Annotated in this window: 15 protein-coding genes; 11 read left to right on the top strand and 4 right to left on the bottom strand. The window is 66.1% G+C overall.

Annotated elements, in window-relative coordinates; genetic code table 11:
• Positions 1–10: 10 nt before the first annotated feature.
• The 3 genes from gmd to DFR29_RS11800 are packed head-to-tail and all read left to right on the top strand — an operon-like array spanning position 11 to position 2025.
• Positions 11–1135, top strand: coding sequence for a GDP-mannose 4,6-dehydratase (gmd, locus tag DFR29_RS11790; RefSeq protein WP_133818796.1), 1125 nt, complete (start codon positions 11–13; stop codon positions 1133–1135).
• Between the two features lies 1 nt (position 1136).
• A complete protein-coding gene (locus DFR29_RS11795; RefSeq protein ID WP_133818797.1) occupies positions 1137–1358 on the top strand; it encodes a SlyX family protein in 222 nt (73 codons plus the stop codon).
• Between the two features lie 40 nt (positions 1359–1398).
• Positions 1399–2025, top strand: coding sequence for a DUF2058 family protein (locus DFR29_RS11800; RefSeq protein WP_133818798.1), 627 nt, complete (start codon positions 1399–1401; stop codon positions 2023–2025).
• A gap of 129 nt (positions 2026–2154) precedes the next feature.
• Here DFR29_RS11800 and DFR29_RS11805 read toward each other — a convergent pair whose 3' ends face one another.
• Positions 2155–3327 (bottom strand): hypothetical protein, encoded by a 1173-nt coding sequence (locus tag DFR29_RS11805; RefSeq protein WP_133818799.1) that lies wholly within the window; start codon positions 3325–3327, stop codon positions 2155–2157.
• A gap of 331 nt (positions 3328–3658) precedes the next feature.
• Between DFR29_RS11805 and DFR29_RS11810 the strand changes: the two genes are divergently transcribed.
• The 3 genes from DFR29_RS11810 to DFR29_RS11820 are packed head-to-tail and all read left to right on the top strand — an operon-like array spanning position 3659 to position 5303.
• Complete coding sequence (locus tag DFR29_RS11810; protein ID WP_133818800.1) at positions 3659–3973, top strand: YbjQ family protein; 315 nt, start codon at positions 3659–3661, stop codon at positions 3971–3973.
• Positions 3974–3975: 2 nt separating this feature from the next.
• Positions 3976–4479 (top strand): YbjQ family protein, encoded by a 504-nt coding sequence (locus tag DFR29_RS11815; RefSeq protein WP_133818801.1) that lies wholly within the window; start codon positions 3976–3978, stop codon positions 4477–4479.
• Positions 4476–5303 (top strand): M48 family metallopeptidase, encoded by an 828-nt coding sequence (locus tag DFR29_RS11820; RefSeq protein ID WP_133818802.1) that lies wholly within the window; start codon positions 4476–4478, stop codon positions 5301–5303. Before DFR29_RS11815 ends, DFR29_RS11820 begins: the two co-directional genes overlap by 4 nt.
• A 77-nt stretch (positions 5304–5380) precedes the next feature.
• Here the strand turns inward: DFR29_RS11820 and DFR29_RS11825 are convergent, their stop codons facing one another.
• The 3 genes from DFR29_RS11825 to DFR29_RS11835 form a co-directional block, all read right to left on the bottom strand.
• Positions 5381–6385 (bottom strand): DUF5672 family protein, encoded by a 1005-nt coding sequence (locus DFR29_RS11825; protein WP_133818803.1) that lies wholly within the window; start codon positions 6383–6385, stop codon positions 5381–5383.
• Positions 6386–6479: 94 nt separating this feature from the next.
• On the bottom strand, positions 6480–7316 hold the full coding sequence (locus DFR29_RS11830; RefSeq protein WP_133818804.1) for a hypothetical protein: 837 nt from the start codon (positions 7314–7316) through the stop codon (positions 6480–6482).
• 327 nt (positions 7317–7643) lie between these two features.
• Positions 7644–9143: an aminotransferase class III-fold pyridoxal phosphate-dependent enzyme gene (locus DFR29_RS11835; protein ID WP_133818805.1), complete on the bottom strand. Its 1500-nt coding sequence runs from the start codon at positions 9141–9143 to the stop codon at positions 7644–7646.
• 266 nt (positions 9144–9409) lie between these two features.
• Between DFR29_RS11835 and DFR29_RS11840 the strand changes: the two genes are divergently transcribed.
• From DFR29_RS11840 to DFR29_RS11860, 5 genes are all read left to right on the top strand, one after another.
• Complete coding sequence (locus tag DFR29_RS11840; protein WP_133818806.1) at positions 9410–10300, top strand: ABC transporter ATP-binding protein; 891 nt, start codon at positions 9410–9412, stop codon at positions 10298–10300.
• Positions 10300–11067, top strand: coding sequence for an ABC transporter permease (locus DFR29_RS11845; protein ID WP_133818807.1), 768 nt, complete (start codon positions 10300–10302; stop codon positions 11065–11067). Before DFR29_RS11840 ends, DFR29_RS11845 begins: the two co-directional genes overlap by 1 nt.
• Positions 11068–11093: 26 nt before the next feature.
• Positions 11094–12248: a sensor histidine kinase gene (locus DFR29_RS11850; RefSeq protein WP_133818808.1), complete on the top strand. Its 1155-nt coding sequence runs from the start codon at positions 11094–11096 to the stop codon at positions 12246–12248.
• Between the two features lie 64 nt (positions 12249–12312).
• Positions 12313–12915, top strand: coding sequence for a response regulator transcription factor (locus tag DFR29_RS11855; RefSeq protein WP_133818809.1), 603 nt, complete (start codon positions 12313–12315; stop codon positions 12913–12915).
• 69 nt (positions 12916–12984) lie between these two features.
• The gene (locus tag DFR29_RS11860; RefSeq protein WP_133818810.1) at positions 12985–15159 is read left to right on the top strand and encodes a hypothetical protein; all 2175 of its coding nucleotides are present in this window, start codon (positions 12985–12987) and stop codon (positions 15157–15159) included.
• The last annotated feature ends 27 nt before the right edge of the window (positions 15160–15186 follow it).

A 15186-nucleotide genomic window follows, 5' to 3' on the forward strand; every position in this document is an offset into this window, starting at 1 on the left:
CAGGGCAGTCGTGACGAAACGCGCGTTGATTACCGGCATCACCGGCCAGGACGGTGCCTATCTGGCCGAATTGCTGCTAGGCAAGGGCTATGAAGTACACGGCATCAAGCGGCGTACTTCGTCATTCAATTCCGAGCGCATCGATCATCTGTATCACGAGTTCGACGAGGCCGTGCCCAAGGTGCACCTGCACTATGGCGACCTCACCGATTCGCTCAGCCTGTTGCGGGTGATGCAGCTGGTGCAGCCGGACGAGATCTACAACCTCGGTGCGCAAAGCCATGTGGCCGTGTCGTTCGAGGAGCCGGAATTCACTGCTAACGCGGATGCCCTGGGCACCTTGCGCATGCTTGAAGCCATGCGTGTACTCGGCCTGGGCGAGCGCTGCCGCTTCTATCAGGCGTCGTCCTCAGAGCTGTTCGGCCAGGTGCGCGAAACGCCGCAGAACGAGGACACGCCGTTTCATCCGCGTTCGCCTTACGGCGTGGCCAAGCTGTATGCGCACTGGATCACGCAGAATTACCGCGAGGCACACGGGCTGTTCGCCTGCAGCGGTATTCTGTTCAATCATGAATCGCCGCTGCGCGGCGAAACCTTCGTCACACGAAAGATCACGCGCGGCCTGGCGCGTTGCGCCTACGGCCTGCAGCAGTGTGTCTATCTGGGCAATCTGGATGCGCGGCGCGACTGGGGCCATGCGCGCGACTATGTCGAAGCACAATGGCTGATGCTGCAGCAGGAGCAGCCGCGCGACTACGTCATTGCTACAGGTACGCAGTATACGGTGCGCGATTTCGTGCGCGAGGCCGCTGCTGCGCTGCAGCTGGAACTGGAATTCTGCGGCGATGGCGCGGACGAATACGCACATGTGCTGCGCTGCGGCCTGGAGGGTTCCACGCTGCAGCCCGGCGATGTGCTGGTACGCATCCACGCACGCTACTTCCGTCCGGCGGAAGTCGATACGCTGGTCGGCGACGCGAGCCGCGCACGACGCGACCTTGGCTGGTATCCGCGCACCGGATTTTCCGCCCTGGTCAGCGAAATGGCCGAAGCCGATCGCCGTCTTGCCGAACGCGAAGCGCGTGGGCTGGTAGGATCGCGCCATGGCCGCCACCTGATCGAGAAGTTGGGCTGAAATGCCGATTGCCACTACCCTGGAAGAACGCCTGACCGAGCTGGAAGTGCGCTTTGCCTTCCTTGAAGATACGGTCGCCGTACTCAATTCCACCCTTGCAGCACACGATCGTCTGCTTGGCGACATGCGCGAGGAATTCCGCCGCCTGCATGCCGAGCTCGGTGTCGTGCGTTCGTCGCTGAGTCACGACTCGGCCAGCGAACCACCGCCACCGCACTACTGAATCACCGACACCGCAACCGCCGTCTGCAAGAAGAACCGATATGGCCGACTCCCTGCGTGACCAGTTGTTGAAAAGTGGACTGGTCCAGAAATTGAAATCCGAGGCCAAGCCGGCCGCGCGTCCCGACAGCAGCGAGCCGGGCAAGTCTTCCGGCCCGCGCAACGGTGCCAGGCCCGATCCGCGCCGGCCAGGGCCGGCCAGGCCGGCGCAGCCATCTGCCGGCCAGGGCAAGCCACAGGCACCGCGTCCCGCCCGTACCGAAGGCGGCGAACCCGATCTGGCCCAGGCCTATGCGCTGCGCGCCCGCAGCGAGCGCGAAGAGCGCGAACGCGTCCAGCGCGAAGCCGAGCAGAAGGCGAAGGAAAAGCGCGAGCGCAAGGAGCAGATGAGCAAGCTGCTCAACGGCAGCGCGCTGAACGTGGCCGATGCCGAACATGCGCGGCATTTCGAACATGGCGGCAAGATCCGCCGCATCTATTGCACTCAGGAACAGCTGGCTGCGGTGAACCGTGGCGAGCTTGGCGTGGTGCAGCAGAACGGCCGCTACCTGCTGGTCACGCTCGATGTCGCGCAGAAGGCCAAGGCGATCGCGGCCGAGGCGCTGGTGCTGCTGGTCGATCCGAATGCGCCGCTCGAAGACGACGTGCCGGCCGATCTGATCTGGTAAGCGGCGCGGATACTGCCTTGCGCCTGCGCGTTACGGGCAGGCGCAAGGCTTTGCCGCACATTGCGCAAGCCCAATGCACAACGGCCCGGCAAGAGTGCCGGGCCGTTGCAGGTTCGCGCCGCCGTTTGTTCAACGCGGCATGATGGTGCATTCGATCTCGTTAGGCCCGCGGCTGCTGCAGCGCACGCTGCCACCGCTACCCGGGCCGCTCATGTCGGTGATTGGAATGCCGTTGCGATCGGCCCAGTCCTGCAAGGCGTTCAGTCCCTGCTGGCCGCGCGGTGTATTGCTGAAGTTGAACTGGCGGTTGGTGAAGTAGGCAATGGGGTTGCCATTGCCCAACGGCAGCTGCAAGCCCTGCGAGTCCTGCACCTCTTTCAGCACGACTTCGGCGGTGACCGGGTCGTAGCGCACGATGGCAAAACCGCCGTCCTTCATCGGCACTATCACGGTCACCTGCGACTGGATCTGCTTGGTGATCTGCTGGCCGCCCTGCACGAGGTTCATCGGCGCGGTACCGCCGATCGAGGACTGCACCGTGCCGTTGAAGATGCCGGCGACGCCGCCGTTGGGCAAAGTGCCCACCTGATCGCGCACGAAGTTGTTGATCGAGCCGGGCAGGCCGAAGCCGAGGTCATAGCTGGTGGCCGGGAAGTTGGGGTGAATGTCGTTGAAGTTGTTCGAGAAGACGTAGCCGCGTGTATCGATCGGGCTGTTCACGCCGGGCATGGTGTCGGCATTGACGGAAGATCCGCCGTGGGCTTCGGAACCGGGCGGGCGTCCCGTCGGTGTGCGACCTACGCCGGCCAGGCGCAGTTCCACCGTAGCGCCCGCGTTGGTTTTCCAGTACACCGAGCCGTCGCCGCGCGCAATCAGCTTGAAACCGAGGCTGTTGTTGTTGCGCCGATAAAGTTCGCCGGCCTGCTGCACGTAGGTGCGCAGATGCGCGTGGGTGGCGATTTCATAGCCGCCGATCTGTCTTTGCGTTTCCGGATCCCACTCCAGCGCGATGCCGCGCACTTCGCCGCGGCTGAGGTTGTAGACGAAGGCGTGGCTCTCGCGGACGCGGGGATACGTCGTCAGCGCCTTGTTGATGAAATCGTTCATCGACGTGCAGGTGTTGCACATGATGGCGTAGTCCTGTCCGGTGGCCGTGACCGAGTCGTCGATCAGATCGGGCAGTGGCGCTTCGGCCGCGGCCCTGACGGTGGCGGCGCCCAGGGCCAGCGCGCCCGGCAACAGGGCGGCGACCAGAACCAGATGGCTGAGCCGGCGGCTCAGCGTCGAATGCGTGGGTTGCATGGAAAACTCCTTGCGTAGGCGTGGTAAGCAGATTTTTTTGCTTCGCCGCGATGGCCGTCCCTGATCGTCCGATGCTGCGATGGTGCGTTTGCTGATGTCGCGACTACCTCCGGTTTCCTGGGAAAAAAGGGATCCGAGGCGAAGACTCTCGCATGTCCCTTGATAAAAAGATGGGACATATATGGGTTGTTGTCAACGAAAACAGCCATGCTCCGGCGTGTGCAAATTTGAAAATGATTTGCATCGAACTTGTGTCGTCGCCACTCGATGCGATACTTCGGCCACGGCGATTGCCGCCGTCACAGCCAATGCATCGAGGTCACCGCGCATCATGGAACTGAGCAATCTGGACACCCTGCCGAACAAGACCATCGTCAAGCACCTGGGCCTGGTACAGGGGTCGACCGTGCGCGCCAAGCACGCGGGCAAGGATCTTCTGGCCGGGCTGAAGAACATCGTCGGCGGCGAACTGAAGTCGTATACCGAGCTGCTCAACGAAGCCCGCGACGAGGCGATCAGGCGCATGGTGCAGCAGGCCCGCGCGACCGGCGCCAACGCTGTACTCAATGTTCGATTTTCCACTTCTAACATCGCCGCAGGCGCGGCCGAGGTGATGGCCTACGGCACCGCCGTCGTGGTGGAGTAAGCATGGAACTGATCATCAACCTCAGCATTTTCCTGGTGCTGCTGGGCGTGGGCCTGTTCGCCGGGCGCGCCGCAGAGCAGCGTCATTTCCGTGAACTGAAGCAGCGCGAGCTGCTGCTGCGCGGCATCCTTGTATTCAGCGAGAAACGTCCGCCGCAGGACCGGCCGTTCGAGCGCTCGGCCCTGGTCATGGGCTCGGTCGTCATCGCCGAGGACTATTTCAAAGGCACCGTGGCCGGACTGAAAAGCCTGTTCGGCGGCAACCTCACCACGTACGAATCGCTGCTCGACCGCGGTCGGCGCGAGGCTATCGTGCGCATGAAGCAACAGGCGCGGCAGCTCGGTGCGAGCATGGTGTTCAACGTCAAGCTGGAGACTGCCAGTCTGGGCAGCGACGGCAGTGGCAAGAGCGGAATCTTTTCGGCGGAATTCATCGCCTACGGCACGGCGCTGATTCCGCCGCGCGCTGCGGTAAAGCTGCCGGATGCATTGACTGTAGCGGCATGAGCTACGAAAACCCCGAGGTTCCGCACGAGGTCAACGTAGCGCGCGATCACCCGGTCGGCGAGTTCCTGCGCCTGCTCGCCGGGCTCGGTGTGTGTGTGCTGGCGTTGAGCGTGCTGCTGTATCTGTGCGGCGGCTGGCTGGCGCGGCAGCTGCCGTTTTCGCTGGAACAGCGCTGGGTCGGCGAGCGCATTGTCGGCCTCGGCGCGCTGGTCGAACGCGACGACGATGCGCAGCTGGCGGCCTATCTGGATCGCCTGGTCCAGTCCTTGGCGGCAACCATGCAATTGCCGGCGGACATGACGCTGCGGGTGCATCTGTCCGCCAGCGATGTGCCGAATGCGTTTGCGACGCTCGGCGGGCATATCGTGGTGACACGCGGCCTGTACCGGCGCATGCCCAGCGAGAATGCACTGGCGCTGGTGCTGGCGCACGAGATCGCGCATCTGCGCGAACGCGACCCCATCGCGGCGGCCGGCAGCAGCGCCGGACTGAGCCTGGGCCTGCTGTTGCTCGGCGCCGATGCGGAGAAGATTGCGCCGGCCATGGCCGGCCTGGTGCAGATGGGCTATTCACGCCGCGCTGAAAGCCTGGCCGACACGGCGGCAGTGCAGGCCGTGCGCGCGGTCTACGGCCATGCCGGCGGTACGGCTGCGGTGTTCGAAGTACTGGCCGACTACCAGGCGCAATTCGGCATCGCGGTGCCGACGCTGCTGTCGACGCATCCCGCCGACGCAGCGCGCATCGCTGCACTGCGCGAGGCGTCGGCGAGCTGGGATGCAACGCGGCAGCCGCTTCTGCCGCTGGCGGTGGCCGACAAGAAATAGCAGCGTCCTGGATGCGTCGGACATTCGGCAAAACACCGAGTCTGTCGCATGCGCCCGACACGGCGCCGGCAGAGGCTCTAGGCAGCGTTGGGCTTCGTGGGCGTAGCGATGCTGCGTGCGATGATCGGTGCCCAGAAGCGCCTTGTCCCGCGGTCGAAGAAGCGGTGGCAGGCGATCGGCAGCTTGCCGCCGTTCAGGCGTAGCGCGACGTCGGGTTTGCGATCAATGCAGAAGTCGACCGCTTCGCGATAGTCGGGAATGCGCATGCGCGTCAGCTTCGGCGCGACGATAGAAAAGTAGAGGTCTTCGATGTGATGGCCGCTGTGGTCTGCCACGTCCTGCAGGCGAACGATATTCTCGCGCTGTGTCGTGACGATCCGGCGCATTGTCGATACGTTGCGTAGCGAGAAGCCGCCGTTGCCGACCTTGAACCAGTGAGCGGTGTTCTTGCGGCGTTTGCGGAACGCGTCGTTGATGCGCCGCAGGAAGCGCGTCGCTGCGGTTTGCGGCGAGGCGATCCACGGCGCCCCGACGTAGTCGTAGCCCTTGTCGAGCCACGCGTCGAGCCGGTCTTCGAATACGAACGCGTCGGTCTGGCAGATGAGCAGGTACTCGGCGTCGGCGAAGGTGTCGTAGAACGTCGGCGACAACATCAGGCGGTTGTAGCCTTCGATGCCGTCGAACCAGTGTGTGTCGAAGCGGCGCACGTCGTGGTCGACACGCGCGAGCGACTCGGCGAGCGGCGCCAGATCGAGGCCGGTCGGGCAGGCGATCGAGAACCGTCGGTGTGACAGCGTGTGAAGCGCGCGTTCGAAGGCCAGGCGTTCATTGTGGCAAAGTAAAGTTTTGTACAGAGGTATGACGACGATGGCGGATTTCATCAATGCGTACGCGAGGACAAGGAATGCCGGCGCCCAGGCGCCCGCCGGTCTAGTCTTGCGAATGCGGCGACACGTCGATTGATACGTTTTTTTGTGCGCGTACAGCGCGATGCACAGGCTGTCTCGATTGCGTAGCGACGGTACCGTCTGGTACTGCCGGGCCTGCGCCTGTTCGCCGAGCGCGCCGCAGAGCAGCATCATTGGCGTGAACTGAGTCAGCGGGAGCTTGCGCTTCGCCGCTGGTTACTGTTGCCGTGCTGAAGGGGTGCTGGTCGCGCAGTACGGTGCGGTCGTGCTAGCCCAGCTCGATTTCCTCGATGCCGAGATAACGGTTGATGGCCTGTACCGCGCTTTCCAGTGGTTGCTGCAGCGCACTGCTCTGCAACAGTGCCCGGTCCAGCCCTTCCATCCAGCCGAACAGGCTCTGGCGCAGATGCTCGGCCGTGCGTATGCGCTGATGCACGTCGGCGAGAATATGCGCATATTCGCGCGGTGTCGGACTTTGCCCCATCGTGCCGAACAGGCGGCCCAGCGCTGCCATGAATTCGCCGGCGCTGGCGTCGAGACCGAAGTCTTCCGGGCGATAGTCGAGATGGCCGTGGCTGTCGTCGGCGTGGATGCGGAAGCTCACCTTGGCCAGCGAATGGTAGAGCGGCTCTTCCGCAATCAGCACCAGCAGCAGGTTGTTCGGATTGGCTACGGCCGTGCCCTGGGGCGAAACCCATTCGCGCGACTGCACGAAATGGTAGAGGCGGATATGGTCGTGGAAGTCGGCGGCCTGCAGCTGGTCCAGGATCAGCAGCGTGCGCGCGCCTTCGGAATAGGCACAGGCCTCGCTCATGCTGCGCTCGAACGCCCGCAGCGGTGCCTCCAGCGCGCCGTCGCCGTCTTCGCTCAGCACGATGGTCGGCGGCGGTGCTTCGCTGCTGCTGAAGTCGTGATAGAGCAGGTGCGGATAGTCCAGCGCATGGCCCAGGGCATTGGCCAGCGCCGTCTTGCGCCGGCCGGAATTGCCACTGATGTTGAGGCAGCGCAGGTGGGCGATCTCGGCTTCGAACAGGCAGCGCAGCGGGTAGTCGTAGTCGTCGTTCGACTCGAAACCGAAATCGGCGAGTTTCTTGCGCAGGCTCATGGTCAGGGCTGGGCAGCGGCGGAGTGCCGAGGTTAACCGAGTCGCGGTGCGGCGGCGTGGCGAAAAGCAAAAAGCCGCGCAAGCGCGGCTTTTTGCTCGAATCGAAGAAACTTCCCGTGTTCGGATTTTGCTTTTGGTCGACGAGCCACCTTGCATCGAGCGGCGGCCCGGGTTTCGCCTGGCGAGGCTTGGGACGGCAAGCTGATGGCCACGAAAGCCGCGCGCTGCACGCTTGCCCAAGTCGTCAAAAAAGACGCTCCGCCGCCGCGGTGGCCACTTCCTGTGGCCGTGCGGCGAGCAGCCGCGGCGGCGGAGCGTTGTGCGGTATCAGGCTGCCTTGGCGTCGGCGCTCTTGCGCGGACCGTTCAGCAGAGCCTGGCGTACGCCGTCGACGACCAGGTCGACCTCGGCGTCGGTAATCGTGAAATGCGGAGTGAAGCGCAGCGAGTTGGTGCCGCCGTGGATCACGCCGAAACCCTGTTCGCGCATGTATTCCTCGGTGCTGTTGCTGCCGTAGCACTTGAACTCGGCGCTGAGCTCGCAGGAGAACAGCAGGCCGGTGCCCTGTACCTTGGTGATGAAGCCCGGCAGCTCGGCCTTGAGTGCTTCCAGCTTGCGCAGGAATTGCTGGCCGCGGTCGCGAATATTCGCCTGCACTGCCGGCGTGAGCAGGCCGAGTACCGCGATGGCCACGTCCATGGCGCGCGGATTGGTCGTCATGGTGTTGCCGTAGATGCCTTTCTTGTACAGGCCGGCGGCGCGTTCGTTCACGCCCAGCACCGACAGCGGGTACTGGCCGGCGTTGAGCGCCTTGGAGAAGGTTTCCATGTCCGGCGGCGCCAGCTTTTCGAAGCCGGGGTAGTCGACGATCGACAGCACGCCGTGGGCGCGCAGGCCGGCCTGGATCGAATCGACCAGGAACAGCGAACCGTGCTTTTCCGTCAGCTCGCGCGCGGCGGCGTAGAACTCCGGCGTGACCGAACGGCCCGGATCGCCTTCGCCCATGACCGGTTCCAGGAACATCGCCTCGATGAACCAGCCGTTCTTGTCGGCGTCGGCAAAGACCTGGCGCAACTGGTCCACATTGTACGGTTCTACCGTGAGCAGGCTGGATTCGTCGCGGAAGCTTGCCAGGTGCTGGGCATAGGTCTTGCGGCTGGAATCGGAGTACACCGCCGGACGTTCGGTACGGCCGTGGAACGCGCCCTTGACGGCCAGACGCTTGATGGCGCGGCCGGCGTAGCGGCCGCCGGCATCGGTCATCAGCTTGGCGTTGACGTCGGCGATGCGGCAGGCCAGCGAGACCGACTCGGAGCCGGAGTTGAGGCACAGGAAACGCGTATACGGACAGGTGGCGCGATCGCGGCCGATAACCGCCTTGAGCGCGCTGGACAGCTTGAGCTGTGCCACGCTCGGCGTCATCACGTTGGCCATCACCTGCGGCTGGCTCATGGCGTCGAGCACGGCCTTGGGCGCGTGGCCGAAGCCGAGCATGCCGTAGCCGCCGGAGTCGTGCAGTACGGCGCCTTTCAGGGTGACTACCCAGGGGCCGTCGGCGGCCAGCGCGACATACGGGTTGACCGCGTCTTCGGCGTAGAAATTGATGAAGTCGGCCTGCACGCGGCGCATCTGCTCGGCTTCGTCCAGGTCGATCAGCTCGGGCAGCGCGGTCTTCAGTTCGAGGAAACGCGCATGCGCCTGGGCCACGGCATTGACCAGCTCGGGCGAGGTCGCGGCGAAACGCTGCAGGGTTGCATCGTCCAGGCCACGCGTACGCACGGCGCCGGCGGCGCTGCGCAGATCATTGAGTTGGGTCATCAGCTGCATTGGCTTTCTCCACGAAACAGGTCGGCACACGCCGCAGGGGCATGTGCCGGCAAGATGGGGGGCACACAGTGCCGAAAGTGGGCGCAGTCTAGCAGAGCATATTGGTTGGCCCTCGGGGCCGATTCCTGGGCACCTGGGGGGGCCAATTCCGGCGCCGCTGCCCAGCGCTGTGCGCGTGACGATTGTCAACCCGAATTGCTGATGCTGCCAACTGTGGCGGCGATCCGTGCCTGCGTAGTCTGTGTTTACGCAGACGGAGAACGGGCATGAATGCGGCAAGCGTGGCGCAACTGGTGGCAGTGAGCAAGCGGCGCGGCAAGGTGCAGGCACTGGACGGCGTCGACATGGCGCTGCAGCGCGGTGAGGTGTATGCGCTGCTAGGGCCCAACGGCGCCGGCAAGACTACGGCGATTTCGCTGCTGCTGGGTTTGCTGCAGCCCGACGCGGGCGAGGCGTTCCTGTTCGGCCAGCCGCCGCAGAGCCTGGCGGCGCGCCGCCGCATCGGCGTGATGCTGCAGAGCGCCGGCCTGCCCGATGCGCTCAGCGTGGCCGAGCTGATTGCCCAGGTGCGCAGCTATTATCCGCAGCCGCGCAGCCTGGCCGATGTGTCCATGCTGGCGGGCATCGAATCGCTGCTGCCGTCGCGCTATGCACGGCTCTCCGGCGGGCAGCAGCGCCGCGTGCAATTCGCCCTGGCCCTGTGCGGCCGGCCGGAGTTGCTGTTCCTGGACGAGCCTACCGTCGGCATGGATACGGCCTCGCGCGAGCAATTCTGGAAAACCATCCGCGAACTGGTCGGCGAAGGCTGCGCCGTGGTGCTGACCACGCACTACCTGGAAGAGGCCGAGGCACTGGCCGACCGCGTCGGGGTGCTGGCGAACGGCCGGCTCGCTTTCGAAGGCAGTATCGAGGCGATCCGCGCCCGCGTCAGCCAGCGCCAGATCCGCTGCATCAGCAGTCTTACCGCGCAGCAGGTACAGAATTTTCCACAGGTGAACAGTGTCAGCCGCGACGGCGAATGGCTCAGCGTGCTCACGCCGCAGCCCGAGCCGGTGCTGCGCCAGCTGCTGGCCGCCGATAGCGGCCTGCGCGAACTGGAAGTGCGCCGCGCCGGCCTGGCCGAAGCCCTCAACAGCATCACCGGAGTTGCCGCCTGATGAACGCCATCGCCTTCGACTCGATTGCCCGCCGCAGCCTGTTGCTGGATGCGCGCCTGGAATTCCTGCGCCTGCTGCGCACGCCGAGCTTCGCTTTGCCGGCGCTGATCTTCCCGGTCATGTTCTACCTGCTGTTCGGCGTGCTGATGCCCAGCGGCAAGGCCTCGGCCGGGCAGTATGCGCAGTACATGCTGGCGACGTATTGCGTGTTCGGCGTGATAGCGCCGGGGCTGTTCGGTTTCGGCGTCGGCGTGGCCAGCGACCGCGAACGCGGCCTGCTGCAGCTCAAGCGCGCGCTGCCGGCGCCGCCCCAGAACTACGTGCTGGCCAAGCTGGCCATGGCCTTGCTGTTCGCGGCGATCATTTTCGCGCTGATGCTGTCGACGGCGACCCTGGCCGGCGGTGTGCGCCTGGGCCTGGGGCAGGCCGTGTTGCTCGGCCTGGTCGCGCTGCTCGGCGCGCTGCCGTTCTGTGCGCTGGGCCTGCTGATCGGCAGCAGCGTGGGCGCGCAGGCGGCGCCGGCCATCGCCAATCTGATCTATCTGCCGATGGCCTTCCTGTCCGGCCTGTGGATGCCGCTGTCGGTACTGCCGGGTTTTGTGCAGTCGATGGCGCCGCTGTGGCCGGCCTGGCACCTGGGCCAGCTCGCGCTGGCTGCCGTCGACCAGCCCAGCCGCGGCGGCGCGCTCGGCCATGTGCTGTACCTGCTGCTGTTTTCCCTGCTTGCAGCGGGCCTTGCTACGCGGCGTCTGCAGCGCACGCCCTGAGCCAGCGAAACTGGCAGGATGCACCCATGATTTCCCTCAATCACCCGCGATTGCTGGCCTGGCGCGACCGCCTGGTGCCGGCCGAACTGGACATGGGCTGGGGTTCGTTCATTTCCCTGGGCTACATGGCTTTTCTGTTCCTGCCCCTGTTGATGCCACGCATTGCCTCGGCGCAATGGCTGATGCCGACGCTGGCGGCGGCGGCGCTGTTCCTGCCGCTGTATTTCCGCGCCTACTGGGCAAAGGGACGCGAACTGGTATTGCTGCTGCTGGCGATGTGGGCGCTGGGCTGCGCCCTGGTACAGGTCAATCCGTTTGCCAACACCCTGGTCATCTACGCCTGTGCGTTTGCGCCGCACCTGGGTTCGCTGCGTACCTCGCTGCTGTTCGCACTGGCGATGACGGCGAGCTTTTCCTTCTACCTCATCGGCTTCGACCGCGGCGCACCGCTGACCATAGGCATCACCTACCTGGTTGGCGCGGCCTGTTTCGTCGGCTCGTATTTCATGCGCGAGAACCAGCGCAAGCAGGTGGCGCTGCGCCTGTCGCACGAAGAGGTGCGCCGTCTCGCCGCGCTGGCCGAGCGCGAGCGCATCGGCCGCGACTTGCACGACCTGCTGGGGCATACCTTGTCGCTGATCGCACTCAAATCCGAACTGGCCAACCGGCTGTGGGAACGCGACCCACTGGCGGCCAGGCAAGAAGTGCGCGAAGTGGAAAGAGTCGCGCGCGACGCGCTGGCGCAGGTGCGCCGCGCCGTCACCGGCATCCGCTCGGCCGGGCTGGCGGCGGAAATGGCCTCGGCCAGGCTGATGCTGGAAACCGACGGCACCGCCTTCCACTACGAGCTGGAGCGCGTTGCGCTGCCGCCCGAACTGGAAACCTGCCTGGCCCTGGTGGTGCGCGAAGCCGTCACCAACATCCAGCGCCATGCCCGCGCCACGCGCGCCTCGGTGCGCCTGCAGCAGGACGGCGACCAGGTGCTGGTCGAAGTACAGGACAACGGCCGCGGCGGCGACATCGTGCCCGGCAACGGCCTGACCGGCATGCGCGAACGCGTGCGTGCCTGTGGCGCCGAGTTGCGCGTCGACGCGGTGCGCGGCGAGGGCACGCGGCTGACCGTGCGCGTACCGTTGCCGCGGAGCGGCGGCCTGGCTGCCGACGCGCTGCGCACGCATTGAGTAGCGCCGCCGGCCTGGGTAACCTCGGGCGCGAACCGTCGCCACTTCAGGGAAAGCCGTTGCCATGATCCGAGTCCTGCTGGCCGAAGACCAGGCGATGGTGCGCGGCGCGCTGTCGGCCCTGCTGCGCCTGGAATGCGACATGGATGTTGTCGCCACGGCGGCCGACGGGCTGGAGGCCTGGCAGCTGGTCGAGCAGCAGTTGCCTGACGTACTGGTGACCGACATCGAAATGCCCGGCCTGACCGGGCTGGAACTGGCCCAGCGTGTGCGCGACAAGGCGCTGGGCTGCAAGGTCGTCATCGTCACCACGTTTGCGCGGCCGGGCTATCTGCGCCGCGCGCTGGAAGCCGGCGTCGTCGGCTATCTGCTCAAGGATGCGCCGGCCGAGCAGCTGGCCGAAGCGCTGCGCAAGGTGCATCGCGGCGGCCGCGCCATCGATCCGCAGCTTGCCGTGGATGCCTGGAGCGAAGCCGATCCGCTCAACGACCGCGAACGCCAGGTGCTGCGCCTGGCTGGCGAAGGCATGTCGGCGGGCGAGGTCGCGGCGCAGCTGCATCTGTCCCAGGGTACGGTGCGCAACTATCTGTCCGAGGCCATCGGCAAGCTCAACGTCGGCAATCGCATCGAAGCCTACCGGCTGGCACGGCAGAAAGGCTGGCTGTAGCCGCGGCTGCTGGCATTGCGGCCGGCCCGCAGGCTACGCTGCGGTGATCTGGCCGGGGAACGGAATCGCATGCACACGAGTCGCTTCGCACACGGACGTACACGCCTGTTCGCGGCTTTCTGCCGTGCCTTGCCGTTGCTGGCCTTGGCCCTGGTCGCCGTGCCCAGTTCCGCCTGCGGGCCGGATTTCCCGCACGAACTGCTCAGCGATCGCCACGCCAGCGTCTACGAACTGGTCGACGGCACCTTCGATTTCGAGGTCTCGCGCCTGCTGCCGGGCGAGACGGCGCAGTTCAAGCCGCTGGAAAACTACTGGGATGCTCCCGGCGCTTCGCGCATCGAGCTGGAAAAGAAACAACTGGGCGAAGCCGGCTACGCCCAGACCGAAGCCATGCGCCTGGCCGCCGACGATGCTGCGGCCTGGGCGGCCGGCGACGGACTTAGTCAAGAAGTGCGTTTGTATACTGCTGGCGCGCGCGCCTTCCATGCCGGCGACTACGCTGTCGCGCGGCAGCGCTTCGAGGCGGTGGTTGCACTGCCGCCGGGTGCACAGTCCCGGCGCGGCCTGTGGGCGCGCTACATGCTGGCCCGGCTGGCCCTGGACGAGGCCCTGGGCGCCGGTGCCGAGCCAGCCCAGGCCGATGCAGCAGCACAGGCGTTCCAGGCTGTGCGTGCAGCAGCCAAGGCCGGTGCGGAAGATCGCGAAGGTCTGGCCGTTGCCAGCTTCGGCGAAGAGGCGCGCCTGCATCTGAATCGCGGCAACCTGCCCGCCGCGGCAAAACTGTATGCACAGCAGGCAGCGCAGGGTTCGGCCTCGGGCCGCGCCTCGCTGCTGTTCCTGGCACGGCGCCTGTTCGCCAACGAAACCGAACTCACTGCGGCACTGAGCGACCCGCTGCTGCAGCAACTGCTGGCGGCTTACGTCTACACGCGCAGCAACGAATTGCAGATCGAGCAGGGCGGCGTGATGGTGGCCAGCCCACTGAGCGAGCGCTACTACGCCGCCGTCGAAGCGGCTGGCAGCGGCTCGCTGGCCGGTGTCGATCGCGTTGCCGCGGCGGCGTATCGCGCCGGCCGCTACGAACTCGCCGCCAAGCTGGCCCCGCGCAGCGACAGTGCACTGGCGCACTGGGTGCGGGCCAAGCTCGCGCTGCGCAAAGGCGACGACAAGGCCGCGGCCGAAGCCTATGCACAGGCCTCGCGCGCGTTCCCGCGCGAAGAATCCTGGGGCATTTCGCTGGGCGAGGACTATGCCTACGAATCGCTGCGACCGGCCTGCCGTGTCGACGGCGAGCGCGCCATCCTGGCGCTGGGCCGCGGCGACTATGCCGAAGCCTTGCGCCTGCTGCATGCGAGCAAGGGCCAGTACTGGCTCGACGAAGCCCAGGTGGCCGAACGCGTGCTCAGCGTGGACGAGCTGAAGCAGTTCGTCGACCGCGAAGTGCCGGCGCCTGCCGCCCCGCCCAAGGTCGACGAAAACAACTGGGTTGCGCCCAACCCTGACCAGCAGCTGCGCAGCCTGCTGGCGCGGCGGCTGCTGCGCCTGCAGCGCTACGACGAAGCGCTGGCCTATTTCCCGGCCGAACTGCGCGACAAGGCCGCCGGCTACGCCCAGGCACGCCAGGCCGGCACCAGGGGCGGGCGCATCGAACGCGCGCAGAACCTGTTCCGCGCCGCGGCGCTGGCGCGCGAGTCGGGCATGGAAATCCTCGGCACCGAACTCGGCCCCGATGCGAACGTGTTCGGCGGCAACTACGAACTGAGCGGCTACGACCTGGCCGAGCAGGACAAGAAACTCATCGGCCCCGACGAAGGGGTGCGCATCGCCGCCAGCGCGGCCCAGCCCGACCAGCGTTTCCACTATCGCCATATCGCCGCCGATCTGGCCAGCCAGGCTGCCGACCAGGTACCGCCGCGTTCGCAGGCATTTGCCGCGCTGCTGTGCAGCGCCACCGGCTGGCTGATCAACCGCGATCCGGCCCAGGCGCAGGGCTATTACCGGCGCTATCTGAAGCAGGGTGCCTACGTGAGCTGGGGCGGCGCCTTCGGCAGCAGTGCCTGCCCGGCGCCGGATTTCGACGGCGCGGCCAAGCGCCTGCGCGTCGAGCAGATCCGCTGGGCCAAGCAGGTCGCGCGCCAGGCCGCGCCGTTCGTCGCTGCGGGCCTGGTCGCCATCGGCATCGGCCTGGTGTTCTGGTGGCGCCGCCGCCGTGCGGCCGCTGCGGTCACTTCGCTGCGCGAATAAGGGATAATGGTCGGCCCGCCGGACCGT

The sequence above is a fragment of the Tahibacter aquaticus genome (assembly GCF_004363655.1).
In the GTDB taxonomy this organism is placed as follows: domain Bacteria; phylum Pseudomonadota; class Gammaproteobacteria; order Xanthomonadales; family Rhodanobacteraceae; genus Tahibacter; species Tahibacter aquaticus.

Bases quoted from the DNA above. Each gene is read 5' to 3' on its own strand.
- DFR29_RS11840 (WP_133818806.1), top strand. From the start codon at position 9,410: ATGAATGCGGCAAGCGTGGCGCAACTGGTGGCAGTGAGCAAGCGGCGC.
- DFR29_RS11805 (WP_133818799.1), bottom strand. From the start codon at position 3,327: ATGCAACCCACGCATTCGACGCTGAGCCGCCGGCTCAGCCATCTGGTT.
- DFR29_RS11850 (WP_133818808.1), top strand. From the start codon at position 11,094: ATGATTTCCCTCAATCACCCGCGATTGCTGGCCTGGCGCGACCGCCTG.
- DFR29_RS11800 (WP_133818798.1), top strand. From the start codon at position 1,399: ATGGCCGACTCCCTGCGTGACCAGTTGTTGAAAAGTGGACTGGTCCAG.
- DFR29_RS11820 (WP_133818802.1), top strand. From the start codon at position 4,476: ATGAGCTACGAAAACCCCGAGGTTCCGCACGAGGTCAACGTAGCGCGC.
- DFR29_RS11855 (WP_133818809.1), top strand. From the start codon at position 12,313: ATGATCCGAGTCCTGCTGGCCGAAGACCAGGCGATGGTGCGCGGCGCG.
- DFR29_RS11795 (WP_133818797.1), top strand. From the start codon at position 1,137: ATGCCGATTGCCACTACCCTGGAAGAACGCCTGACCGAGCTGGAAGTG.
- DFR29_RS11860 (WP_133818810.1), top strand. From the start codon at position 12,985: ATGCACACGAGTCGCTTCGCACACGGACGTACACGCCTGTTCGCGGCT.
- DFR29_RS11810 (WP_133818800.1), top strand. From the start codon at position 3,659: ATGGAACTGAGCAATCTGGACACCCTGCCGAACAAGACCATCGTCAAG.
- DFR29_RS11815 (WP_133818801.1), top strand. From the start codon at position 3,976: ATGGAACTGATCATCAACCTCAGCATTTTCCTGGTGCTGCTGGGCGTG.
- DFR29_RS11845 (WP_133818807.1), top strand. From the start codon at position 10,300: ATGAACGCCATCGCCTTCGACTCGATTGCCCGCCGCAGCCTGTTGCTG.
- DFR29_RS11830 (WP_133818804.1), bottom strand. From the start codon at position 7,316: ATGAGCCTGCGCAAGAAACTCGCCGATTTCGGTTTCGAGTCGAACGAC.
- DFR29_RS11825 (WP_133818803.1), bottom strand. From the start codon at position 6,385: ATGATGCTGCTCTGCGGCGCGCTCGGCGAACAGGCGCAGGCCCGGCAG.
- DFR29_RS11835 (WP_133818805.1), bottom strand. From the start codon at position 9,143: ATGCAGCTGATGACCCAACTCAATGATCTGCGCAGCGCCGCCGGCGCC.